We start from the raw sequence: 23,247 nt of genomic DNA on the forward strand, positions 1-23,247 counted from the left end.
ATTCGATGAACAGCGCATGACAAGCCTGCCAATTTTTCTTTTATAACGACTGCATGAACACCAAATCAAAACGGACTTATTAAGGAGGCGCAGTGTTGAATCGATAAGGTGACGCGATTGCTTTATAAAACAATGACCTGCTTGAATGCGCTAGCGGATGGCGCGTTCCGGGCTGCGTTAATTATGTTCGATACGTCTGCCAGACGTTTAGCAGGTTGCAGGAATTTATCCCGTGCGTCAATAAAAATTGGTAGACCAATCGGCGGATTACTTGATCAGCATAGGCGTTGATTAGAGCGCTTTCAATATTTATTCTGAATGTGTTTTGAGTGCGAGCCGTATCGTTGAATGCGATCGATGCGCCGTTCTCCGTTTCCATCGGGATTTGTGGATCGCGGTGCATACAACGACGTGCCGCACGCTAACTGAAAAGTTGCATCAACGCCGTACGTGCATTGCTAACGCGTTCGCTTTCGCCGACTCGCCCCGGCAACAGATGAAACTCGACGGCGGGCAGTGCGGGTAACCCGACACTCGGCGGACAGGCCACCACGCCCCCGCCAATCGACGACTCGTTCAGGCAGGAAATGCCCAGCCCGGCCTTCAATGCGAGTTGCAGCCCCGCCACCCCGGAGGCCGAATGCGACACCAGATACGACACCTTGTGTTCGTCGAGGAGCTTCACGACGAAGCGCTGCAACTGGCAACTCGACGGCAGCAATACCAGCGGATAAGGCGTGGCCGGCCGCGGACTGGCATCGGCTGCGCAGACCCACACCAGTTTCTCGCGCCGCACCACCGCGCTTTGCGCACCGGCGCCGGTGCGCCGGCTGGTGGAGCGGGTGTTCCCGGTGACGAGCCGCAACGAGAGGCCGATGTCGTACGACGCATCGTCGCTGGCGCTGCTGTCGATCACGGCGCTCGGCAGCACGGTGACGTGCAGCTTCAGGCGCGGATGCTGTTCGGAAAACGTCTTGAGAATCCGCGCGATGTCGAGCGGACGGTAGTAGTCCGTGATGGCGATGCGCAGTTCGCCGTCGAGCGAGCGGCCTTGCAGGTCTTCGAACGCCGCTTCGCTCATTGCGATGATGCGGCGCGCGTGATCGAGCAGCCGGCTGCCGGCCGGCGTGGCGGTCACCCCCCGCTTGCTGCGCACGAAGAGCGGCTGGCCAGCTCGCTCCTCGAGTTTCTTCAGCTGCTCGCTTACCGACGACTGCGACAGGAACACGCGCTCGGCGCCTGCCGAGACGCTGCCCGATTCGGCGACGGCGACGAAGGTGCGCAGCTGTGTCAGGTCAAATCCGCGTTGGCTCATGATTCGGTATATCCGATGGAAGTCATCTGAATTTCCGGCTTTTCCGATGGTTGGCACAGCCGTAGGATACCTCCAATTCATTCATTGCGGAGGCTGTCATGGGCAACCAATCGATTGCTGCAGTGCGGGTACCGGGCGAGCGTGCGGCGAGCCATCGGTGGAAGGTGCTGGGGGTTGGCTTTGCGGCGAACGCGAGTTTTTCGGCCGCTTTCTCAGGGATTCCGACCACGGCCGTCTTTTTGCGTTCGGGTTATCACCTGGGCAACGAAGGGCTGGGGCTGGTGCTAGGCATGCTCGGTTTGGGCATTGCGGTCAGCGAGTTGCCATGGGGACTCCTGACCGACCGTTGGGGCGACCGCCGCGTGCTGCTGCTCGGACTTCTTTCGACTGCCGCAGCGCTAGCCGGGCTGGCATTGTTCGTGGTGCCGTCCGGCACGCATGTGCCGAGCGTGACGACGCTCGCGCTCGGCTTGCTGCTGGTCGGCCTGCTCGGCGGCAGCGTCAACGGTTCGAGCGGCCGCGCAGTGATGGCCTGGTTTCGCGAAGGCGAGCGAGGCCTCGCGATGAGTATCCGGCAGACCGCGGTGCCGGCCGGCGGTGGCTTGGGGGCGCTGATCTTGCCGGTGCTCGCCTCGAGATTCGGCTTTGCCAGCGCGTACACCGTGTTGGCCCTTGCGTGCGCGATTACCGCGGTGTTCGCATGGCGCTGGCTGCACGAACCTTCGCATGTCGAAGGGAATGGTGTGGGTACGGCTCGCAATGCGGCGGTCGCGGCTGCCGTGCCGGCGAAGGTTTCGCCGTTACGCGATATCGGCATATGGCGTGTGGCGCTCGGCGCCGGCGCATTGTGCGTGCCGCAGCTTGCCGTCGTGACGTTCGGAACCGTCTTCCTTCACGACTTCAGCCGCGCCGGCGTGTTGGCGATCAGCGTGACGATGGCGGCGGTGCAAATGGGCGCTGCAATTGCACGGGTCTTGAGCGGTGCATGGACCGACCGGCGCGGCAACCGACGCGCTTATATGCGCGCTTGCAGTGTGCTGACCGCAGTGCTGTTCGCATCGCTCGCACTGGTGACGGGCCTGGCCGCCATGCATCATGCGGCGATGACGGCGGTGTTCGCGTTCATGATCGCGCTGGGCGGCATAAGTGCGTCCGCATGGCATGGCGTTGCCTTCACGGAACTCGCGACGCTCGCAGGAACGAGCCGCGCGGGTACCGCACTCGCGATCGGCAACACTTGCGTCTTTCTCTCGCTGTTTCTGACGCCGCTCGCGATTCCGCCATTGTTGTCGGCCGGCTCGTGGCCGATGGTGTGGGCGGTAGCCAGTGTGTGCGCATTGATCGCGCTACCGGTATTTCCACGCGCGGCTCAGGCTAGCAAGCTGGCGACTGTACGCGCCTGTGACGCTGCATGATGGGGCAATCGTGGCCGGCGGCGTGACGCTGCCGGTCTCATTTGTTGTTTTCCATGCGACGGGAGCGGCGGGACGCGCTCTCGTCGCTGTATTGCTTTGCAGCCGGAAATAAACAGCGAGGGAAAAGCTCTCGCATATTCGATTCGCATAATTACGTGATCCTACTTTGATAGCGCCGTAAATGGACTATCAAATTGCCTGGCGGTTTCGGAACGCTCCGATTTTCGCTCGGTTGTAGTGGTGGTTTTATGGCCGCCCCTGGCACGTCATCCCAAGTCGGGAGGTCGTCAAGGCAAGTGTGAAGCGAGTGGGGTTTTCCCCTGCGCTTACGCCGAATACACCTACAACAACCAAGAGAAATCATAGTGAACCTTCGAGTCATTCTGGCAGACGATCATCCTTTCGTTCTGCTTGGCGTTCGGGCCGCACTGGAAATGCATGCCGGTGTCACCATTGTCGGCGAAGCGGCCACGCCTGGTTCATTGATCAAACTGTTGCAGAGCACGCCATGCGACGTGCTCGTCACCGACCTGAGGATGCCGGACGCGTCTGGTGCGGTTGAAGACGGCTTGGACCTTGTCAGGCGCATCCGATGTGGGTGGCCATTGTTGCGCATCGTCGTGATGACAGCTCTGACGAACACTGCGATTCTGCGCGCCATCGTGTCGGACGGTGTAGTCAGTACGCTCAGCAAAATGGAAACAACGGACGAGCTATGGCAAGCGATCGAGGCGAGCGGTAAGGGCGAGGTCTACGTCGGCCGCTCCATCATCGAGGCGCTTGCCCAGCCTGGCGACGATGCGTGTGACCTGCCGCCGGCTTCACGTTTGTCCCGCAGGCAGGTGGAAGTGATAAGAATGTCCGTGCGCGGTCAATCGATCTCCGAGATCGCGGTAGCACTCGGATGTCATCGCCGAACCGTCAGCCGTCAAAAACGCGAAGCAATGGCTAAACTCGGCGTCACCAACGATCCCGGTCTCTTTGCTTATGTCCGTGCATATGGAGTTTATGAAAGTTAAATCGTATAGCTAATCAATTGTTCGAGCAGGCTCATTGCGCTATTTAAGAGCGATCTGATTCTTATCCTCCGAAATATGTTTAATGATCGCCGCAAGGCCAGTTGCTCCGGAGAGAGCGACAGGAAATCCAGGTACGGGGGAGAAAAAGACGATGAACGACAACGACGAATTAAGCACACCTGTTCGAGCCATCATCGCGGACGATCATCCACTGGTTTTGTTGGCGATCGAGAATCTGATGGTGAGCTATCCGAATATGCAAATCGTCGGCCGTGCCGCTGACGCCACAGAACTTTTCAAGGAAGTCGATCGTATTCCATGCGACCTTGTTCTCATGGACCTCTACATGCCGGGCGGCTTCTACGGCGACGGACTGGAAGCCGTCAGGCAGTTCAAGGTGCGCTATCCCGATGTTGCACTTGTCGTACTCACCATGGAAACCGAAGCTGCCGCGCTTAAAAAGGTCATCGCGCTCGGTGTCGATGGACTGATTAGCAAACGTGACCGGATCGATCTGATTCAGGTGGCAATCGTCACGGCGCTGGCTCGCGAGTGCTATCTCGGGCCGGCGGTGCGATCGCTGATTAGCGACGCAACGATCGCGCAACGGCTCGATTTCGTCCGGAAAATGTTGTCGCGCCGCGAACTGGAGGTGTTCACGCAATACGCTTCCGGGCTTGGTGTGACGGAGATCGCCGCGCGCCTCGGGCGCAGTGTCAAGACAATCAGTGCTCAGAAATGTACCGCGATGCGCAAGCTCGCCTTGCACAGTGACGCGGAGCTGTTCCGCTTCGCTGTCGAGCACGGCGTGATCTCTGAAGATTGCCTGAAAAACCGGCGCTGAGCCGGCGAGACGTCATGCCGGTCCGGTGGCGTGGCGAACAGACGATGTACTTGGCACCGCCCGGGGATGCACGTCGCGTGCAGGGAGTGCCAGTCGATAAGACAACAAAAAATGACACAAAAGATCCGCGTCATCGTGGCCGATGATCATGATTGCGTTCGTGTTGGCGTGACGCGTCTGTTGAAAGGGGCGTCGCACATTGAAATAGTCGGCGAGGCACCCGACACCCGGACGCTGGCCGAATTGCTCGACACCTATGCGTGCGACGTCGTCGTGTCGGATATTGGCATGCCGGGCATTGACGGTGCCAGCAACGTCGTGTCGTTCCTGCGCCGCCTGTTGCGGGCCCGGCCTCATCCCTGCGTCGTCGTACTGACGATGATCTGCCATGCGCACATGCTGTCGGGACTGCTGCACCTCGGTGTGGCCGGAATCGTCGACAAACGCGACACCGCCGCGTCGCTTATCGATGCTATCGAGGCAGCGTTTGCCGGCGGTGTTTATCTATCGGATCAGGCACGCGCCGCGATAGACACATCCGACGCGCCGCTGCAGCCGCGCGCAGGCGTGCTGAGCGCACGCGAATGGGAGGTCTTCCAGCTTTATGTGCAAGGTCTGGCAGTCCACGAAATCGCGGCACGTCTGCAGCGCAGTGGCAAGACCATCAGCACGCAGAAGCGTAGCGCGATGCGCAAGCTCGGTCTCGAGACAGAAAACGACCTCATCGACTATGCGAGACAGATAGGGTTGGCCTGACAACCGTGTGAGAGAACTGGCCCTCGACGGTCGATGGTTCTTAGGACTTTAAGAGTCTTCTGATTGGTTGGGCGACGTTACCGTTTCATAGTTCTGAATTAGCTGAGGCTCGACTTCCAACACCCGCATCACGAAAGCTGTCATTTCGCCATGCTGTGCGCTGCCGAGCCTGGAAAATTCAGGCAGATGTCTAGCGGCTGGAGTGCGGCGCCGTCTGCCATTTGCACAAATACTCGGAGGCTGGATGGTAGCCCTAGGCAAGCGGTTATTGGTAGAAGGGGTTGGGACGGCGTGGGTGGTGTTCGTCGGCTGCGGAAGCATTGTGTTGAATACCGGCGCGGTCCAGCAGGGCTACGGTGTGCTCGAGGTGTCACTCGCGTTCGGTCTCGCGCTCGTCACGGCGAGCTACGCATTCGGCGCCGTCTCCGGCGCGCACTTCAACCCGGCTGTCACGATCGGCTTTACGGTCGCGCAACGTTTCCCGGTTCGGGATCTGCTGCCCTACATTGCCGCCCAGATTCTCGGGGCCATCGCAGCCGCTGCGCTGCTCGCTTATGTGGCGAGCGGCCGCCCCGGCTTCGGACTGGCCGCGAGCGAATTCGCGGCGAATGGTTTTGGCGACCATTCTCCCGCCGACTATCAACTTCATTCCGCGCTAGTCGTTGAGCTTGTCCTCTCGTTCGCTTTCGTCATGGCGAGTCTGATGGTGGCCTGCCGGCGAAGCCTGAAGCCGATCGCACCGCTGGTCGCAGGCGCGAGTCTGATGATTGTCTACATGGTGTCGATTCCAGTAACGAACGGCTCGATCAATCCCGCTCGCTCCACCGGCCAGGCGTTGTTCGTCGGCGACTGGGCACTCGACCAGCTCTGGCTGTTCTGGGCGGCGCCGTTGTTGGGCGGCGTCGCCGCCGGCGCGCTGTTTTCATTTCTGTGGGGCAAGTCCGGCCGGTATGCCGCGCCGCTCGCCCGCAAGCACGGCGAAGTCGCGTGAGCGCCGCCTGGCTTTATTTTCTGGTGCCCTTCATGAAACTCCAACGCGGTGCCGCGATGAGGCGGATGGCGCGGCGCGTGTCGCAGTGCCTGCTTGTAGTGTTCGCGTTTGTCTTCGCGCAGATGCAACCGGCGGTAGCCCAGCCGTTCGCCGGCCCACCGCATCCGTCAGCCGACGGCGCCTTTCCCGCCACGTTGACTGTCGGCGTTCTGGCTAACGGGTGGATGCCTTTCGACGGGCTTCAGGACGGTCAGCTAACCGGCTTGAGCGCAGATTATCTGCGCGCGCTGGTTGGGCCGAACGTCGTGATCGAGTCCAAAGCGTTTCCTGACATGCCGCAACTGCTAGCCGCGGCATGCGCAGGCAACGTGGATCTGGTCATGAGCCTCGCTCGCACGCCCGAGCGGGAACGCTGCTTCAGCTTCACTGCCCCGTACTTCCAGGCGTCCGCATCGGTGGCGGTCCGTCGCGACGGCGATGCGTATGCGAGTGCCGCTAAGCTTGCCGGCGCGCGCCTCGCGGTAGAGAAAGGATTTGCGCTGGAACGCTCGTTGCGCGAGCGTTTTCCACGCGCCCAGCTCGAAACCTTCGCCAATACACACGCGGCGCTGCAGGCAGTTGCGCAAGGCGATGCCGACGCCTATCTCGGCTTTACCCCTGCAGTTCAGTACGCGCTGGCCACGGAGGAATTTCGCGGACTGCAAGTCGCTTTCGAGGAACGCGGCAGACTCGCCGACTTGCGCTTTGCCGTGCCGCGCAACCGGGTGGCGTTGCGTGACCAGCTTGATCGCGCGCTCGCGTCGATGAATCCGGCCGACGACGCGGCGATCCGTGCGCGCTGGCTATCCGGCAGCTTCGACGCGCAAGCGGCATCCACTGCGCGGCGCCTCGTGCTGACGCCGCAGGAGCAAGCCTGGCTCCGTTCGCTACCGCCGTTGCAGGTGGGGTTCGATAGCGGCTGGCCGCCTTTCAGTTATGTCGACGAGTCCGGTCATGCTGCCGGCATTGCCGCCGAATATCTGGACTATTTGAGCCGTGCGCTGGGCGTCGTGTTCAACCGTGCTAACACGGCCGACTGGCCCGCGACCATCGAAGCTTTCCAGCGCGGCGATCTGGCGATTCTGGCCACCTCCTCGAGTAACGATCCACGTCTGAAGAGCGCGCGGCACACCCGTGCATACGAAAGCTATCCGCTCGTGATCGTGGGGCGTGAAGACGAACCGGCCGCGCGCGCGCTCAACGATTTCGCCTCGCGGCGCATTGTGGTCTCGTCGCATATCGCCGGCTCGATTCCCTTCGCGATCGACAACATTCCAGCCGCCAACATCGCTGTCGCGGCCAGTTTGGACGACGCGCTCAGAATGGTCGAAAACGGCAAGGCGGACGTACTGGTTGGAAACGTGGCCGCTGTTGATATCCTGCTCAAGCAACGTTACACCGGCGTCCTCAAGATTCTGGGCACGGTCGGTGGCTCCGACGCGCTCGGCTTCGCGGTGCGCCCTGATCTGAGCCCGCTCGCGGGTTTGATCGACCGTGCTTTGCTGGCTATGCCGCCGGCCGAGAAGCAGCGCATCCGGCAGAAGTGGGTGACCGGCAGTACGGGAGAGCAGGGAACATGGAGTGTTACCGCAGTACGCCTCCTGCCGTTGCTGATCGGCATCGGTCTCGCATTGCTGGTCACATTGCGCGCGTATTTGCTGCTGCAGCGCGAAGTCAGACTGCGCAAACAGACCGAACGCGAACTGGCGCTACAACTGAACTTTCAGGAAACCATGATGGAGATGGTGCCCTATCCGCTCGTCGCCAAAGATCTGGATGGGCGCTACATCGCGATCAACCGGGCTTATGAAGAAGCGTGTGGTTTGCGCCGCGAAGCGGTGATCGGACGCACGGCCGTGGACGTCCAGACATGGGGCGAAGCCAACAGCCGCGTTCTGGACGACCTCACGCGCAAGATGCTGACAGACGGCGAGCCTGCACAGGCGGAACTCCAGTTCGAACGCGGCACGGACGACCTGCGGCACGGCCTGTTCTGGACACGGATTTGTCACAACAGCGACGGCAAGCCGAGCTGTGTGCTCGGAACGATGGTTGACATTACCGATATCCGGCGCGCTGAAATGCTCGCGCGCGAGACTGAGCGGCGCCTTTTCGACGTCACGCGCTCATTGCCGGCTGTCGTATTTCAACTGCGCCGCACCGCGGACGGTGCGTATTCGTTTCCATATATCGGCGGCGACACGCGACATCTGCTGGGCGGCGACGGCGCATCGTCGATGACTCGCGAGGAGATCGATTTCGGACGCGTGTGCGAAGAAGACCGGCCTTTCGTGCTAGCCGAACTGGAGCAATCGGCGCGTTGCGAAACGCCGGTGAATATGGAGTTTCGCTTCGACGTCGAGCATGAACTCAAGTGGGCGCGCGCGGAGTTGGTGCCGCGTCGCGAGAAGGATGGCAGCATGGTGTGGAGCGGCTACTGGGTGGACGCGAGCGTCGAGCACGCGCGGTCCGAGGAAATCGCGCGAGCGCGCGACGTGGCCGAAGCCGCCTCGCGCGCAAAAGATGACTTTGTCGCGATGATGAGTCACGAAATCCGTACGCCGATGAACGGCGTGCTCGGCCTCGTCGAAGTGCTGGAGCGCACGCCGCTCAATGTGGACCAAGGCGAAATGTTGAGCATGATCCACGAGTCGGCGGGCGCATTGCTGCAGATTCTGGATGACCTGCTCGACTATTCGAAGATCGAAGCGGGGCGGCTGACTATTGAAGCCGAACCTATCGACTTGCGTGAGCTGGTCGACAACGCCGTTGGTTTGCTCGCGGGCCGCGCCCATGAAAAGGGTCTCAAAGTACGTGTCGATATCGCTCCCGAAGTAGCCGCCGCGCTGCGCGGCGACAGCGTGCGGCTGAAGCAGATTCTGTTCAACCTGTTCGGCAACGCGATCAAGTTCACGCCGGACGGCGAGGTCGACGTGCAGGTTTCGGTCGTCGAGCAGACCGGCGACGCCCAGACGCTGGAGATGACCGTCGAGGACACCGGTATCGGCATCGCGCCGGAGGTGCAGGCGCAACTGTTCGAGCCGTTCGTGCAGGCTGAGTCGTCTACTACCCGCCGCTTCGGTGGCACTGGTCTAGGCCTGACGATCTGCCGCAAGTTGATCGACCTGATGAACGGCACCCTCGAATTGCACAGCGAACCCGGTGTCGGCACGCGCATGACGGTGCGCCTCACTATGCCTGTCGAATCTTCGCGTTACTCGCTGAGCGGCTTGCGCGGCAAGCGCGGCGTGGTGGCGACGGCTGACACGCGGGTCGCCCAGGCGTTGATGCATTTCGGCCAGGCTCTTGGACTCGAGTTGCGCAGCGTGTCGCCTGACGCGGCCGAACTCGGCGACGCAGCCGCACTAGCTGGCGTAGACATGATTTTCGTGAGTGAAGATGTGGTGCTGCCAGCAGGCGTAAAGACGAGTTCCCGGATCATCTGTCTGACAGAGAAACCGAAGCCAACCGGCTACCGTATCCTCGACAATAACGTGCGCGTCAGCATCAATCCGATCTCGTGGCGCGGCCTCGGTGCCGCGTGCGCCGCGGCGTTGACTGGGCTGCCGTCGGTGGCGCCGCGTTCGGCTGGCATGCCGCGCATGGCTGAAGGCAGTGTCTTGCCGCCGGACCGCGAACGGGCGATTGCGAGCGGACGGCTGATCCTGGTCGCGGAAGACCATCCGGTGAATCAGGAGTTGATCCGTCACCAACTGGCCTTGCTCGGTTTTGCCTGCGACGTGACGAACGACGGCGTCGAGGCGCTGGCCGCGCTCGAACAAACCAGCTATGGATGTCTGATCACGGACTGCCACATGCCGAATCTGTCAGGCTACGAACTCGCGCGGAGCATCCGTGCGCGGGAGCAAGGCGCCCCGCATCACCTGCCGATCCTGGGCATAACGGCGAACACCGCGCCTGAAGACCTGAAGCTTTGTCGTGACGCGGGTATGGACGACTGCCTTGTCAAGCCGACGCGGCTCGCTACGCTGCGCGATTACCTAAGCCGCTGGTTCGGCACTGACAGCGCATGGCAAGCCGCACCCGCCGAGACTGTCAGCGCGCCGCCGGTTTCCGGGCCGGATGCGCGCGGCGGCCCCGAGCCGTTTGTTCCGGTCGATCTGGGTCACATGACGCAGTTGTGGGGGAGCGAATCGACCGTAAAGGCATTGCTCGATTCGTTCGTGTCTTCTGTGCGTGAAGACGTACAGGCGCTGTCGCCGCTACTCGAGAGTATCGAGGTCGAGCGCTTGCGCGAGTGGCATCACCGCGTGGCGGGGGCGGCGAGCGTGCTGCAGTATCCGCCGCTGCTCAACGCGCTGGAAGACTACCGCCGGGACATCGCCGTTAAGACGCCGGACCGCTTGCGCAGCGACGGGATGTTGTTGGCGCGCAAGTGCAATGCGATGCTGGATGGCATCGAGGAACAGGCTGCATTGCTCGCTTGAGGTTTCGTCGCCTTGCAGCGACGCGGAGCGATAGCGCCCCGCGTCGCCGATCGCATTGGTGCGTGCTTGAGAGTAAATCGGGCGGGCAAAATGCGAGGGCGAAAAAAAACGCGGCCGAAGCCGCGTTAAAGATTTGGAGACATCCCTCGATGAAGGAGTCACTTCTCGCAGTCGGAAGCATAACCGGGACTGCGTAAAAGATTCATCACGAATTGCGCAATTAACTGTTTGTAAATATCGATGAAAGCGTCGCACCGGCTCTGTTTCGAAAATAGTCGACGGTGAACTCGACAAACGAGCGCGTCTTGGCGGACACGTGCCGACGCCCGGGGTACACCAGCGAGACTTCCTTGTCAGCGCCGTTGATTCGGTAGTCCGGCAGCACCCGCACGAGTGCACCGCTCATCAGATCCGCCGAAACATGATTCTCCGGCAGGATGGTAATGCCCATGTCGGCGAGCGCTGCCTGGCGCAACATCACCGCGTTGTTGACCGCGTAGGTGGCCTTCATGTTGACGGTTGTCTCTATTCCGTTGGCGTCGACGAAACACCATTGCGCGCTGCGAACATTGGCCGACGGTGCCAGAAAAGGGTGCGCAGCAAGTTGTGCCGGGGTGGACGGCGTACCCCGCGCGGCGAGGTATGCGGGCGAGGCAACCGCCACCGAGCGGACCTTGAATAAAGCCCGCTTGATCAACGTGCCGCCGCTGACCTGGCCAGGCACCACGATGCCGACGTCAAACCCCTCTTCGATCAGATCCACCGGCCGGTGCAACAGCGTGACCGAGAGTTTGACTCGGGGGCACTGCAAACGATAACGCTGCAGCAGCGGCGTTAGCCCAAATAACGAGAATGACGCGACAGCCACGAGTTTCAGCGTGCCGGACGGATCGTTCGCACTTTGGGAGACGCTGGACTCGATGGCTTCCAGTTGATCGAGAAGCTGCCGGCAGCCATCGGCATAGGCGAGCCCGGCTTCGGTCAGCGACAGGCTGCGTGTGGTCCGGTTGACGAGCCGCGTATCGAGGTGCGTCTCGAGTAGGGCGACATAGCGTGTCACCACCGCATTGGAAAGATCCAGACTCGCAGCGGCGCGCCCGAAAGAGCCATTTTCGGCGACTTTCAGAAAGACGCGCATGGCCTGCAACTGGTTCATCGTGATAGTGGACTTGAGCGGGGGACGCCGGTGTGTATAGAACTGCCGTGTTCGGTTGAGTGCGAGGTGAACCCGCACCGAGTGCGACAGGGGTTTTGACGAGAAAACTTTAATGCTGCACGCAAGAGGTGAGCATGGTATTCGCCGCGAAAACTGCACGGCACAAGAACCGGCCGAACAGGCATTGAGAGACTTCTGAATGCGGGATGTGGTGAGGCTGCAACGTTTTAATTAGATAAGTATCGCTAAATATAAAAAGAGATAAATGGACTGCCTTGCGGCTCAAGGCTCGCCGATATTGCCACGTCGATTTTTCGACTAATTCAAAAAATCTTTTGTGCGAAGGCACGTGGTGTCCGTGAAAGTTGGACACCTAAACTCCGCGCTGCAGATCGAGCCGGTATGCGGTGAACGCTCTGGATGCAGCCCGTCCCCAGCCTGCAATCGCACTGTACAAAAAATCGAGTCGAAGACTCAAAAACCACACGTTATTTGGAACAACATGAAAAAAATCCTGATTCTCGCCGCGGTCTCCGCGACGTTCGCTAGCGCCGCCAATGCGCAAAGCAGCGTGACGTTGTACGGCGTCGTCGATGCCGGTTTCACGTACGTGAACAATGAAGTGTCGGCTAGCTATGCGTCGAAGCACGGCGCCTCATATGGCCTGACGAGTGGCAATCTGTCGGGCAGCCGCTGGGGCCTGCGTGGTCGCGAAGATCTCGGCGGCGGTTACGCGGCAGTCTTCACGTTGGAAAACGGCTTTAGCGTGGCCAACGGCGCCGCGGCACAAGGTGGCCGCAGCTTCGGCCGCCAGGCGTTCGCGGGTATCTCGAGCGACTACGGCACGGTTACGCTGGGTCGTCAGTACGACTCCGTGGTCGACTATCTCGGCCCGCTGACGGCGACCGGCAGTTGGGGCGGCACGTACTTCGCCCATCGCGGCGATAACGACAACGCCAACGCGTCCATGCGGATCAACAATTCGGTGAAGTACCAGAGTGTGAATTACGGCGGCTTCTCGTTCAGCGGCTTGTATGCCTTCTCGAACCAGGCAGGCGCCTTCGCGAACGATCGCGCCTACAGCGCAGGCATGGGCTATTCGACCGGTGGGCTGAAACTGGCAGCCGGCTACTTGCAGGCTCAAGGTGCAGGCGGTAATTCAAACGGTGCGATCCAGGATGGCGCGCCGAACATCGGCGTGGCGGGCGAACGTCAACGGCAGCGCACGTGGGGCGCCGGCGGCAGCTATGCATTCGGCCCGGCAACAGTCGGCCTTGTCTATACGCAAAGCCGTTTCGACTTTGTGTACAACGACGCCTCGGTGCGTTACAACAACTACGAAGTCAACGCGCGCTATAACTTGACGCCGGCGCTGGCATTCGGCGCGGCTTACACGTACACGCAAGCGTTGCAGCATACGCCTGGCACGTCGAACGGGTCGAGCCACTGGAACCAGTTCGGTCTGCAGGCTGACTACGCCCTGTCCAAGCGCACTGACCTGTACGCCGAAGGTGTCGCGCATGTCGGCGCGGACGGCAACACGGTCGGCGCGCAAGTGTTCGGTACCGACGCACCGTCGTCGAGCAAGAACCAGGTGGTCGTGACGACGGGTATCCGTCACCTCTTCTAAAGCATTACTGCGGGAAGAAGAAAGCACCGCTCGCGGTGCTTTTTTCGTTGGCGCGCGCCCGGCGAAGGCAAGCTTGTCATATGGCCCCTGACGCAAACAGGTTCGACGGATTTGCACTAGTATGGGGTTGCTTCGCGCGTGGCCGAAATGTCGGTGCGGCGGTGCATCAAAGTCCGGAGAAGACCATGATTGCGCTTCGAAAACTGAATTTTGCGGTGGTGGTATGGGCATTGGCGTCGGGCGTCGCCTTTGCGGATACGGTGGCATTGAAGGCCGATCTTGAGCCGTCGAGCGAAGTGCCGCCGCGCGTGAGTCACGGGCACGGCATGTTGAACGCCACGTTCGATACCTCGACCAAGTCCTTGCAATGGACGATCACCTATGAAGGGCTGAGCGGCCCGGCAACCGCCGCACATTTCCACGGCCCCGCGCCGGTCGGGCAGAACGCCAAGATCCAGGTGCCGATCGGGAAGGACGCGCTTGCGAGTCCGATCAAAGGATCGGCTGCGCTCACCGAACAGCAGGTGACGGACCTGATGGCGGGGCAGTGGTACTTCAACGTCCATACCGAGCAGAATCCGACCGGCGAGATTCGCGGACAGGTTTTGCCGGCGAACTAGGCAGAGGAAAGCCGCGCCCGGTGGTGCGGGCGCTTTTTCAGGATTAGAAGCCGTCGTCCACCGGCGCGGAGGCGAACGCACGTACCATGGCGGGACACTATCGAAGGAGCGTGTCCCGATGAGTTGGCAAAGTGCACTCGCGTGCTGGTATCTGCGCAGGCAGTTTCGACCGCAAACCCTCAAGGGCATCAATGTCGAGAAAGCGCGTGCGCTGACGGCCAAACGTGCCTGGTCACCGCGCGTGCCAGGCGGCTGGCGTCTGCGCGAATTGTACGGAGCGGGCGATTGGCCGCTGCGGGGTGAGTGGGTCGAGCGCGCGGACGGCGTATCGACTTCCAGGAACGGCCCGACCGTGCTGTATTGCCACGGCGGCGGCTACTACTTCTGTTCGCCGCTTACGCATCGCTCCCTCGTATTCGGCTTGGCCACGCGTGCGAATGTGGCGATCTTTTCCCTCGACTACCGGCTCGCACCGGAGCATCGCTTTCCGGCCGCACTCGACGATGCGGCCGCGGCATACCGTCAACTGGTCGCGAACGGCACGCCGCCCGAGTCGATCGTGATCGCGGGGGATTCCGCGGGTGGCGGCCTTGCGCTCGCTACGCTAGTCGCCTTGCGCGACGCCGGCGATCCATTGCCGGCGGGCTGCCTGCTGTTCTCGCCGTGGACCGATCTGGCCGCTACCGGCGCCACCATCCGCACCAACGACGGTCTCGATCCCATGTTCAGCGGTCCCGCTATTGGGCCCGCAGGCAAGGTTTATCTCGGCGAAACGCCCGCGACGCATCCGTACGCTTCGCCGCTCTATGCCGACCTGGAAGGCTTGCCGCCGCTCTTCATCATGGCGGGCAGCACGGAGGTATTGCTTGATGACTCGCAACGCGTTGCCGACAAGGCGCGCGCGGCGGGCGTCGACTGCGAATTAGAAGTGTGGAAGAAGATGCCGCACGTCTGGCCATTGTTCACACCGTTCATCCCGGAAGGCGGCCGAGCGCTCGACCGCGCCGCGACATTCGTGCGACGCGTGACGAGTACAACGAGTGGACGCGGCACGGCCGCTCAGCCATTCAGCGTGACATCGATCGCCTGATAGGCGGCTTCGACCGTTTCCTGGCCGTATTGCCGCTCCAGGCGCCGCACGGTGAAGTGGCCGTGCGCGACTTGCTGGAAGTGGTCGATGAACACCGTATTGACCATCGCTCCAAGCACCGCGCCGATCGCCGGAATCGACTTGGCGGCGATCTGCTCGCTCACCTGCACCGAAAAGCGTGCGGCAATCGTGTTGAGCAGGCGCAGCAATGCCGCGGAGCCATGCGCGCTGAAGCCTTTCGTCGCGATTTCGGATGACGCCTTCGATACGGCCTGCGCCAGCGCGCCGCGCATGATGAAGTAGCCGAAGTCGGCGTCGTCGTCGGCTTTCGAGGTGCCGCCCATGCCGAGCACCGTCAGACATTGCAGCTGCGTGTCAATCGAGGTCAGATCCTCGCCCTCGCTGCGCGCGATGTCGCAGATCGAGCGAAACATCAATGTAGTCGTGACCGGCAGCTCGACGGGCAGCGCGAACAGACCGAATGCGCCGCCGGCCGCGCCGGTGGTCGCCACAGCGAACTTATGCAGCAGGTTGCTCGGCTTGTCGGGCACGATCAGGGGCGACGCGCCGGCCTGCCGTCCTAGCGTGCGCAGCGCGATCGAGAGGCACTTGCGCAACGCCAGTTCCGTCGCATCCGTGACCTTTTCGTTGGCAAACGCCGGCATGCGCGAGAGCAGCTTCTCGAGTGGCGAGCCGACAATGCTGGCCAGTTTCATCGCCAGCGCGGGGCTCTCCAGTTCGTGTTTCGCGCGTCGCAGCGCGCTCAGGTCGTCGTCCGTTAACGATTGTGCTGCGAGCGAACTCGGCTCCATGTGCCTCCCTGGCGTCATGTGTTGTCCATTCTTCAGTCGATTGCCGGTGCGGTGAACCGCCCCGGCGGGTTCCAGCTTAGAGCATCACCTCATGGTATGATTCCCAATTGTTTGACAGGTCAACTGTTGCGCTATCAAAAATGGCTGTCCATACCGCGGCCCACCACTCGAGTGGGCAAGTTTTACCTTTCCGCGAATCGCTACTGGCGATGCTCGGCGTTTCGTTCGTTTCGATGCTGGTCGCTCTCGACCAGACGGTGGTCGGCACCGCGTTGCCCACCATCGTCGCGGAACTGAAAGGTTTCGAGCTCTACGCGTGGGTCGCCACGTTGTATTTGCTGACCTCGGTGATCACCGTGCCGATCTTCGGCCGCCTCGGCGATTATTACGGGCGCAAGCCCTTCGTGATCGCATCGATCGTCGTGTTCACCGCGGCGTCGGTGCTCTGCGGCGCAGCCAATAACATGCTGTTTCTCGTGCTCGCGCGCGGCTTGCAGGGCATCGGCGGCGGCATGCTGGTCGGCACCGCCTTCGCCTGCATTCCTGATCTCTTTCCCGACTCGGTCGTGCGCCTGCGCTGGCAGGTGCTGATGAGTTCGGCGTTCGGCATTGCGAACGCAGTGGGGCCATCGCTCGGCGGGTTCCTCACGCAGTACTACGGCTGGCGTTCGGTGTTTTATGTGAATCTGCCGGTCGGTCTACTGTCGCTATTTTTCGTCTGGCGCTTTCTGCCGCATCTGCGGCACATCGAGCACGAGGGCAAGATGCGGCTCGATTGGCCTGGCGCGCTGCTAATCGCGGTGGCGCTCGGCTCGTTGCAATTGTTCGTCGAGTTGCTGCCGAAGCACGGCGTCACGTTGAGCGCCTTCGCGCTGCTCGCGTTGAGCGTCGCTTCGGCATACGGGTTGTGGCAGTGGGAAAAGCGCTGCCCGACGGCGATTCTGCCGGTGGATATGTTTCGTAATCGCAGCCTGTCCGCGCTCTTCACGCTCGCCGTGCTGGGCGGCTTCACGATGTTCTCGTTACTGTTCTACGCACCGTTGCTGTTCCAGGGCGGCTTCGGGATGTCGCCGAAAGATGCGGGGCTCGTCATTACGCCGCTCGTCGTGTTCATCACGATCGGCAGTATCGCCAACGGCCGTATCGTCTCGCGTGTGCGCAATCCGAATCTGATGCTGTACATCGGCTTCGCGCTGGTGGCGCTGGCGTGCCTCGGCGTGGTCGTCGCGACGCGGTCCATGCCGCAATGGTTGCTGATGTCGTTCATGGTGCTCGGCGGCCTCGGCCTCGGCTTCGTGATGCCGAATCTGACGATCTTTGCGCAGCAGACTGCGGGCCGCGAACATCTTGGCATCGCCACCGCGCTGCTGCAGTCGCTGCGGATGATCGGCGGGATGATCGGCACGGCGCTAACCGGCACGTTGATTAGCCATATGTACGCGAGCGGCGTGCGCAGCGCGCTGGAAAACGATCACGCGTCGCAATGGTTCTCCGATCTTGGCGACCCGCAAATCCTGATCAATCGCGACGCGCAAGCCACTTTGCTCGGGCAGTTGACGCATGCGGGGCACAACGGCGCGATGCTGCTCGAGAGTGCGCGCGAGGCGCTCGTCGCGGCGATTCATCTGGGTCTCGCGCTGGCGGCGATCATCGCCGTGGTGTCCGTGTGGCAAAGCCGCCGTGTGCCGCCGATCAAGCTCCAGCGCAAGCTCGAGCCGGTGATTCACGCGGATTGATTTTTTAGCCTTACCGTTTTACTGACAGATCATGGAAGAACAGGACCGCGTCGCCGTCATGCAGCAATTCGGCCGCACTTATCGGGCGTTCATGTCGGCGTTCGAGGCCCACGTTGGCCAGCCGTTACCGCGCTGGCGCATTCTGCTCGCGCTGCACGAGCAGGCCGGCGAGTCGTCGCAGAAGCGGCTGGTCGAGCGCTTGCGTGTCGATCCAGGCGCGCTCACGCGTCAATTGAAAACACTCGAAGGTTTGGGCTGGATTGCTCGCAGCATGGACACGCGCGATAACCGCGTGACCAATGTGCGTTTGACCGAAGCGGGGCAGTCGGCGACTGAAGCCAGCCTGCCGCGCCGCAACGCTTTTTTGCACGACACGATGGCGGCGTTGCCGGACGACGCGCTGAGCGCGCTGTCGGGGGCTTTGAAGATGCTGGAAGTGCGGATCGGCGAAGTGGCAGCGACGGCTAACGCTGCAGGCGCGTCGGCTTCCGAGGTGTCCGACACGGCGGAGGCCGGCCCGGCGCGCCAAGCTTAAGCCTGACTCAAGGTGGCGGCGAATGCTGGAGCGGCCGGCGCGGATGTGCCCAAACTTCGGCACGCCTAGGACGCGCCCGGCGGCCGAAATTCAGCGGAGATCGAGCGCGCCTATTGAGCGGCAACGCTGCAACGAACGGCGCGCCACCTTGCGGTGAAGCGCGCCGTTTGCATCAAGATCAGAAGAACGTTTCAATCACTTCGGTGACGCGGTACGACGGATCGACCACCAGCACCTGACGCCATTTGTCGAATGTCAGGCACGGATGCGAGATGTCGAACGCAATCATGTCGCCCACCTTCAGATCGGCGCCCGCGGGAATCCGCAGATACGCGTGCTGATCCATCAAGCCGAAAATCTCCCAGCCTTCGCTCGCCGCGATATCGCGCGGCGCTTCGGTGCCCGGACGATAGTGGCGCGACGGTTCCGGCATGCCCGCGTCGAAAGCGGAATCGCGTTTGCCGAGGCCGATGATTGCGCGATCCGGTTCCGGAATCGATTGCACATAAGCCCACAGTTGCAGCGCCGGCAACAGGCCTTCGCCCATTTTCTTCGCGACCGGATTGCGCGCGAAGATGTCTGTTTGCGCCTTGCGGTAGATGCCGACGTCATGCGTCAGATAGCAGCCGGGCCGCAGCACGACTTCGACCTTGCCGGTCTCCGAGGCCTTCACGAATTCTTCCGCGACCACGTCGTACCAGGCCGAGCCGGCGCCGGACAAAACGGCGGGCGTGCGGGCAAAACGTCCTTCCTCGACAAGCGCACGCGTCACGGCGACGGCGCTCTGCAGGAACTCGCGCACTTCGTGTTCTTCTTTCAGCACGCCTTCATATAACTCGACGCCCGCCAGCTTCAACACATCCGGATAACGTGCGATCGCCTCGAGCACCGCGTTGCGCTGCGCTTCGTCGCGCACGCCGGTGCGGCCGCCCGGCACGCCGAGCTCGAGCAATACTTGCAATGGCTTGCGTACCGACGTGAAAAACTGGCCCAGTTGCTCGACGCCTTCGACCGAATCGACGAGGCAGAAGAACTCGAAATCAGGATCGCTCAGCAACTCGGCGACCATCATCATGTTGCGGCGGCCGACCAGCTGATTGGCCATCAGAATCCGCGACACGCCGCCGTGATACGCCGCGCGCACCTGATGCGCGGTGGCGAGCGTGATGCCCCATGCGCCGGTTTCGAGCTGACGGCGAAACAGTTGCGGCGCCATGGTGGTTTTGCCGTGCGGCGCGAGCTTGACGCCGTATTCCGCGACGAACGCCTGCATCCACTTCAGATTGTGCTCCACACGATCCGCGTATAGCACGGCAGCGGGCAGGCTCACGTCTTCGTTCAGCAGGTTCCACTCGAGGCGCGGGACATCCGTGAGTTGGATACTGGCGCCCGGAACCATGCCCAAGCCCTTGCTATAAGGATCAATCGTTGCGCCCTGATAGTTTGTAACTTTCATGTCTCCCTGCTCCATCGTCCAGTTAAATCGAATCAAAGTTGACTTTACTATGTTACCGAAAGTACGATGGGTGAAGAAATGTTATTTAGTACCACAGCTTGCCGGAGGCTTTTCGTAAGCCTTCGCGAGACCCCCACAGCCTGCAATGAACTCAACCGCCGAACCGCTGGCCTTCGATATCGTCGCGCGCATCGCTGAGTGCGCGCCGGAACTGCGTTCGGCCGAACGTAAGGTTGCGGCGCTGATTCTGGATGATCTTACCGGCGCATCGCGCGCCAGCATTGGCGCGCTCGCCCAGCAGGCGGAGGTGAGCGTCGCGACCGTGACGCGCTTTGCCAAGGCGGTGGGTTGCCGCGATGTGCGGGAGTTGAAGCTGCGGCTCGCGCAGGCGGCCGCCGTCGGCCAGCGCTTCCTGCAAACGGGCGGACCCACCGATGCCCCCGAGCCGATCGCCACTCGCGTGTTCGACGAACTGCAGACCGCGCTTGCCCATAACCATCAACTTCTTCGCCAGGCGCCTTTAGCCGAAGCGGCGGCCGCCTTGCGCGCCGCGCGAATGATCTATGTATTCGGCATGGGCGGCGGCTCGACCGCATTGGCCGACGAAATGCGCTTCAGGCTCGTACGTCTCGGCCGGCCCGTTGCGACCTATCAGGACGGCTTGTTGCAGCGCATGGTGGCGAGCACCGTATCGCGCGAGTGCGTGGTGATCGCGCTGTCCACCACCGGGCGCGTGCCCGAGATGGTCGAGAACTGCAAGATCGCGCGCAACTACGGGGCGACCGTGATTGCCCTGACCGCGCCGGCTTCGCCTTTGGCCAAGCTGGCCGATTGGGTGATCCCGATTGTCGCCTTCGAAACCGATTTCATTTACAAGCCATCGTCGTCGCGCTACGCGATGATGATGGCGCTCGATGTGCTCGTCACCGAACTCGCCGTCAGTCAGGGTGACGAGAGCCGCGAATTGCTGCGCCGCATGAAGCACGCGCTCGACGCGCACCGTGGCGGCGGCGATCGACAACCGTTAGGAGACTGATCCATGCATTCGCATCCCGAAGCCGCCGATACGCTGATCGTCGGCGCGCAACTGTACGATGGCACGGGCGCGCCGCCGGTCGAACGCGACGTCGCGATCCGTGACGGTCGCATTGCCGCGATCGGCAATCTGTCGAACTGGCTCGCGGAAGAGGTAATCGAGGCCAATGGCCGCGCGCTGGCGCCGGGCTTCATCGACGTTCATACGCATGACGACACGCACGTGATCCAATCGCCGCAGATGTTGCCGAAGATCACTCAGGGCGTGACGACGGTGATCGTCGGCAATTGCGGGATCAGCGCGTCACCGGTTTCGTTGAAGGGCGATCCGCCCGATCCGATGAACCTGCTCGGCGAGCGTGACGCGTTCCAATACCCGACTTTCGCTGCGTACGTCGAAGCGGTGAACGCGGCGCGCCCTGCGGTGAATGTCGGCGCGTTAATTGGGCACACGGCGTTGCGCAGCAATCAGATGGACCGGCTCGATCGCGCGGCGACGGCCGAGGAAATCGACGGAATGCGCGCGCAGCTCGAAGAGGCGTTGTCGAACGGGGCGTTGGGCCTGAGCTCGGGACTCGCGTACGGCTCCGCCTTCTCCGCACCGACCGAAGAAGTGATGGCGCTGGCGGAGCCGCTGGCCGCCGCAGGCGCGCTTTACACAACGCACATGCGCACCGAGTTTGACGCGATTCTCGACGCGATGGACGAAGCGTATCGGGTGGGCCGTCACGCGCATGTGCCGGTGGTGATTTCGCATCTGAAGTGTGCGGGGCCATCGAACTGGGGGCGTAGTGAGGAGGTGCTGAAGTCGCTGGAAGGCGCGCGTCGTTTGCAGCCGATCGGCTGCGACTGCTATCCGTACAACCGCAGTTCGTCGACGCTCGACGTGAAGCAGGTGACGGGCGACATTGACATCACGATCACATGGTCGGAGCCGCATCCCGAGATGGCGGGCAAGCTGATCAAGGAAATTGCCGCTGAGTGGTGCGTTACGCAGCAGGAGGCGGGCAAGCGCTTGCAGCCGGCGGGCGCGGTGTATCACAACATGTCCGAGGACGACGTGCGGCGGATTCTGTCGCATCCCGCAACGATGGTCGGCTCAGATGGTTTGCCGAACGATCCGCTGCCGCATCCGCGTTTGTGGGGCGCGTTTCCGCGCGTGCTCGGCCACTACGCGCGCGATGCGAAGTTGCTGCCGCTCGAAGAGGCGGTGCGCAAGATGACCAGTTTGTCGGCGCACCGGTTTGGTTTGGCGCAGCGAGGCGAGGTGCATATCGGTTATCACGCGGATCTGGTGTTGTTCGACCCGGCCAGGGTTCGCGACGCGGCGACGTTCGAGAATCCGCAACAGGCGGCCGATGGCATCGATGCGGTGTGGGTGAACGGCGTGTTGACTTACCGCGATGGAGCGGTGACTGGCGAGCGGGCAGGGCATTTTGTGGCGCGCGGCGCGGCGTCGAAGGGTGATGCGCACGGCGCGTTTTGATTTTGGTTTTCTGATCAATGCGGCATGCGTATTCGTTGGCGCGTGCCGGACTTTTAAAGGAGTTGGATGATGAAGCGATATGGCGTTGAAGGCGGCAAGGGTACCGGTGGTCAACATATGCCCTTTGCTCGGGCAGTCGAAGCGGATGGCTGGTTGTTCGTTTCCGGGCAGACGCCGATGGAAAACGGTGAGGTGATCAACGGTGGCATCGTTGAGCAATCGCACAAGGCGATTCAGAACGTGTTCGCTATTTTGAAGGAAGCGGGCTATGGAGCGGAGCACGTCGTTCGTTGCGGCGTGTGGCTCGACGATCCGCGTGACTTTGCTTCTTTCAACAAGGTTTTTCGCGAGTACTTTGGCGAGAATCCGCCGGCTCGGGCTTGTGTGGTTTCTTCGATGGTGATTGATTGTAGGGTCGAGGTTGATTGCGTCGCTTATAAGAAGCCTTCTGCGTAGAGGTTTTTTGGGGTTGGGATTTACGGCGCTTTGTTTGTCTGTAGTTGTGGGTTTGGTGCCTTTCCTTGATTTGTTAGTGGTCTATTAGCGTTCGCCCCTGTGCGGGGCAGGCACTTACTTTCTTTGCCGCGGTGTGTGTCAAGGTAGTTGTCGCGTGAACCGTTACGCTGCGTGCTTATACATTCCGGCCGAGGCGTGGGTTCGCTCCGGGTTCAGATAGACCGCGTCTGTCAGGTGCCAGTTGCGGATGGCACCTGACCAGCGTGCGGGGTTCTGCAGGCGCGCGTCTTCGTACAGCGCACGCCGTCGGGCCAGAAGCTCGTCGGCTTCGCCGCGGTGCCGCTGCCCCGGACTCACATACTTCAGGCCGCTGTGGCAGTGCTCTTCGTTGTACCACTGCACGAAGCG

At 61.8% G+C, this 23,247-nt stretch carries 18 protein-coding genes and 1 pseudogene; 14 read left to right on the top strand and 5 right to left on the bottom strand.

The features are described 5' to 3' along the window. Nucleotides 1-421 precede the first annotated feature (421 nt). Complete coding sequence (locus HHL24_RS10730; RefSeq protein WP_169485470.1) at nucleotides 422-1,315, bottom strand: LysR family transcriptional regulator; 894 nt, start codon at nucleotides 1,313-1,315, stop codon at nucleotides 422-424. Between the two features lie 98 nt (nucleotides 1,316-1,413). Here HHL24_RS10730 and HHL24_RS10735 point away from each other — a divergent pair, with 98 nt between their 5' ends. The 6 genes from HHL24_RS10735 (at nucleotide 1,414) to HHL24_RS10760 (ending at nucleotide 10,827) form a co-directional block, all read left to right on the top strand. After that, complete coding sequence (locus tag HHL24_RS10735) at nucleotides 1,414-2,730, top strand: MFS transporter (RefSeq protein WP_169485471.1); 1,317 nt, start codon at nucleotides 1,414-1,416, stop codon at nucleotides 2,728-2,730. Between the two features lie 365 nt (nucleotides 2,731-3,095). Continuing rightward, complete coding sequence (locus HHL24_RS10740; RefSeq protein ID WP_329606608.1) at nucleotides 3,096-3,749, top strand: response regulator transcription factor; 654 nt, start codon at nucleotides 3,096-3,098, stop codon at nucleotides 3,747-3,749. A gap of 151 nt (nucleotides 3,750-3,900) precedes the next feature. Next, complete coding sequence (locus HHL24_RS10745; RefSeq protein WP_169485472.1) at nucleotides 3,901-4,593, top strand: response regulator transcription factor; 693 nt, start codon at nucleotides 3,901-3,903, stop codon at nucleotides 4,591-4,593. A 111-nt stretch (nucleotides 4,594-4,704) separates the two neighbouring features. Next, nucleotides 4,705-5,349, top strand: coding sequence for a response regulator transcription factor (locus HHL24_RS10750; protein ID WP_169485473.1), 645 nt, complete (start codon nucleotides 4,705-4,707; stop codon nucleotides 5,347-5,349). Between the two features lie 244 nt (nucleotides 5,350-5,593). Beyond that, nucleotides 5,594-6,340 carry an aquaporin Z gene (gene aqpZ, locus HHL24_RS10755; RefSeq protein ID WP_169485474.1) on the top strand — a complete coding sequence of 249 codons (747 nt, stop codon included), beginning with the start codon at nucleotides 5,594-5,596 and terminating at the stop codon, nucleotides 6,338-6,340. Between the two features lie 32 nt (nucleotides 6,341-6,372). Then, nucleotides 6,373-10,827, top strand: a complete 4,455-nt coding sequence (locus HHL24_RS10760; RefSeq protein WP_407947490.1) for an ATP-binding protein — start codon at nucleotides 6,373-6,375, stop codon at nucleotides 10,825-10,827. Nucleotides 10,828-11,047: 220 nt separating this feature from the next. Here the strand turns inward: HHL24_RS10760 and HHL24_RS10765 are convergent, their stop codons facing one another. Then, the gene (locus tag HHL24_RS10765; protein ID WP_169485475.1) at nucleotides 11,048-11,983 is read right to left on the bottom strand and encodes a LysR family transcriptional regulator; all 936 of its coding nucleotides are present in this window, start codon (nucleotides 11,981-11,983) and stop codon (nucleotides 11,048-11,050) included. Between the two features lie 502 nt (nucleotides 11,984-12,485). Here HHL24_RS10765 and HHL24_RS10770 point away from each other — a divergent pair. The 3 genes from HHL24_RS10770 (at nucleotide 12,486) to HHL24_RS10780 (ending at nucleotide 15,323) form a co-directional block, all read left to right on the top strand. Next, nucleotides 12,486-13,613, top strand: coding sequence for a porin (locus tag HHL24_RS10770; protein ID WP_169485476.1), 1,128 nt, complete (start codon nucleotides 12,486-12,488; stop codon nucleotides 13,611-13,613). A 185-nt stretch (nucleotides 13,614-13,798) separates the two neighbouring features. Beyond that, nucleotides 13,799-14,233, top strand: coding sequence for a CHRD domain-containing protein (locus HHL24_RS10775; protein WP_169485477.1), 435 nt, complete (start codon nucleotides 13,799-13,801; stop codon nucleotides 14,231-14,233). A gap of 118 nt (nucleotides 14,234-14,351) precedes the next feature. Beyond that, nucleotides 14,352-15,323 carry an alpha/beta hydrolase gene (locus tag HHL24_RS10780; protein ID WP_169485478.1) on the top strand — a complete coding sequence of 324 codons (972 nt, stop codon included), beginning with the start codon at nucleotides 14,352-14,354 and terminating at the stop codon, nucleotides 15,321-15,323. Here the strand turns inward: HHL24_RS10780 and HHL24_RS10785 are convergent. Then, nucleotides 15,293-16,135 (bottom strand): EcsC family protein, encoded by an 843-nt coding sequence (locus tag HHL24_RS10785; protein ID WP_169485479.1) that lies wholly within the window; start codon nucleotides 16,133-16,135, stop codon nucleotides 15,293-15,295. The genes HHL24_RS10780 and HHL24_RS10785 overlap by 31 nt on opposite strands. Nucleotides 16,136-16,275: 140 nt before the next feature. On the opposite strand from HHL24_RS10785, the gene HHL24_RS10790 reads away from it, so the two are divergent. Both HHL24_RS10790 and HHL24_RS10795 read left to right on the top strand, forming a co-directional pair. Next, on the top strand, nucleotides 16,276-17,871 hold the full coding sequence (locus tag HHL24_RS10790; protein ID WP_169485480.1) for an MDR family MFS transporter: 1,596 nt from the start codon (nucleotides 16,276-16,278) through the stop codon (nucleotides 17,869-17,871). Nucleotides 17,872-17,902: 31 nt separating this feature from the next. After that, nucleotides 17,903-18,406, top strand: a complete 504-nt coding sequence (locus tag HHL24_RS10795; protein ID WP_169485481.1) for a MarR family winged helix-turn-helix transcriptional regulator — start codon at nucleotides 17,903-17,905, stop codon at nucleotides 18,404-18,406. A gap of 178 nt (nucleotides 18,407-18,584) precedes the next feature. On the opposite strand, the gene HHL24_RS10800 is transcribed toward HHL24_RS10795, so the two are convergent. After that, a complete protein-coding gene (locus HHL24_RS10800) occupies nucleotides 18,585-19,862 on the bottom strand; it encodes an amino acid deaminase (RefSeq protein ID WP_169485482.1) in 1,278 nt (425 codons plus the stop codon). A 145-nt stretch (nucleotides 19,863-20,007) separates the two neighbouring features. Between HHL24_RS10800 and HHL24_RS10805 the strand changes: the two genes are divergently transcribed. The 3 genes from HHL24_RS10805 (at nucleotide 20,008) to HHL24_RS10815 (ending at nucleotide 22,839) form a co-directional block, all read left to right on the top strand. Then, nucleotides 20,008-20,898 carry a MurR/RpiR family transcriptional regulator gene (locus HHL24_RS10805; protein ID WP_169485483.1) on the top strand — a complete coding sequence of 297 codons (891 nt, stop codon included), beginning with the start codon at nucleotides 20,008-20,010 and terminating at the stop codon, nucleotides 20,896-20,898. A gap of 3 nt (nucleotides 20,899-20,901) precedes the next feature. Continuing rightward, nucleotides 20,902-22,383: an N-acyl-D-amino-acid deacylase family protein gene (locus HHL24_RS10810; protein ID WP_169485484.1), complete on the top strand. Its 1,482-nt coding sequence runs from the start codon at nucleotides 20,902-20,904 to the stop codon at nucleotides 22,381-22,383. A gap of 69 nt (nucleotides 22,384-22,452) precedes the next feature. Next, nucleotides 22,453-22,839 carry a RidA family protein gene (locus HHL24_RS10815; protein ID WP_028200605.1) on the top strand — a complete coding sequence of 129 codons (387 nt, stop codon included), beginning with the start codon at nucleotides 22,453-22,455 and terminating at the stop codon, nucleotides 22,837-22,839. 162 nt (nucleotides 22,840-23,001) lie between these two features. Here the strand turns inward: HHL24_RS10815 and HHL24_RS10820 are convergent. Beyond that, a pseudogene (locus HHL24_RS10820) lies at nucleotides 23,002-23,247 on the bottom strand (IS3 family transposase); the annotation flags it as partial.

The organism is Paraburkholderia polaris, from assembly GCF_012927345.1.
Classification (GTDB): Bacteria; Pseudomonadota; Gammaproteobacteria; order Burkholderiales; family Burkholderiaceae; genus Paraburkholderia; species Paraburkholderia polaris.

Excerpts from the sequence above, each read along its gene's own strand:
- HHL24_RS10730 (WP_169485470.1), bottom strand. The coding sequence starts at position 1,315 with ATGAGCCAACGCGGATTTGACCTGACACAGCTGCGCACCTTCGTCGCC.
- HHL24_RS10735 (WP_169485471.1), top strand. The coding sequence starts at position 1,414 with ATGGGCAACCAATCGATTGCTGCAGTGCGGGTACCGGGCGAGCGTGCG.
- HHL24_RS10745 (WP_169485472.1), top strand. The coding sequence starts at position 3,901 with ATGAACGACAACGACGAATTAAGCACACCTGTTCGAGCCATCATCGCG.
- HHL24_RS10750 (WP_169485473.1), top strand. The coding sequence starts at position 4,705 with ATGACACAAAAGATCCGCGTCATCGTGGCCGATGATCATGATTGCGTT.
- aqpZ (WP_169485474.1), top strand. The coding sequence starts at position 5,594 with ATGGTAGCCCTAGGCAAGCGGTTATTGGTAGAAGGGGTTGGGACGGCG.
- HHL24_RS10760 (WP_407947490.1), top strand. The coding sequence starts at position 6,373 with ATGAAACTCCAACGCGGTGCCGCGATGAGGCGGATGGCGCGGCGCGTG.
- HHL24_RS10765 (WP_169485475.1), bottom strand. The coding sequence starts at position 11,983 with ATGAACCAGTTGCAGGCCATGCGCGTCTTTCTGAAAGTCGCCGAAAAT.
- HHL24_RS10770 (WP_169485476.1), top strand. The coding sequence starts at position 12,486 with ATGAAAAAAATCCTGATTCTCGCCGCGGTCTCCGCGACGTTCGCTAGC.
- HHL24_RS10775 (WP_169485477.1), top strand. The coding sequence starts at position 13,799 with ATGATTGCGCTTCGAAAACTGAATTTTGCGGTGGTGGTATGGGCATTG.
- HHL24_RS10780 (WP_169485478.1), top strand. The coding sequence starts at position 14,352 with ATGAGTTGGCAAAGTGCACTCGCGTGCTGGTATCTGCGCAGGCAGTTT.
- HHL24_RS10785 (WP_169485479.1), bottom strand. The coding sequence starts at position 16,135 with ATGGAGCCGAGTTCGCTCGCAGCACAATCGTTAACGGACGACGACCTG.
- HHL24_RS10790 (WP_169485480.1), top strand. The coding sequence starts at position 16,276 with ATGGCTGTCCATACCGCGGCCCACCACTCGAGTGGGCAAGTTTTACCT.
- HHL24_RS10795 (WP_169485481.1), top strand. The coding sequence starts at position 17,903 with ATGGAAGAACAGGACCGCGTCGCCGTCATGCAGCAATTCGGCCGCACT.
- HHL24_RS10800 (WP_169485482.1), bottom strand. The coding sequence starts at position 19,862 with ATGAAAGTTACAAACTATCAGGGCGCAACGATTGATCCTTATAGCAAG.
- HHL24_RS10805 (WP_169485483.1), top strand. The coding sequence starts at position 20,008 with ATGAACTCAACCGCCGAACCGCTGGCCTTCGATATCGTCGCGCGCATC.
- HHL24_RS10810 (WP_169485484.1), top strand. The coding sequence starts at position 20,902 with ATGCATTCGCATCCCGAAGCCGCCGATACGCTGATCGTCGGCGCGCAA.
- HHL24_RS10815 (WP_028200605.1), top strand. The coding sequence starts at position 22,453 with ATGAAGCGATATGGCGTTGAAGGCGGCAAGGGTACCGGTGGTCAACAT.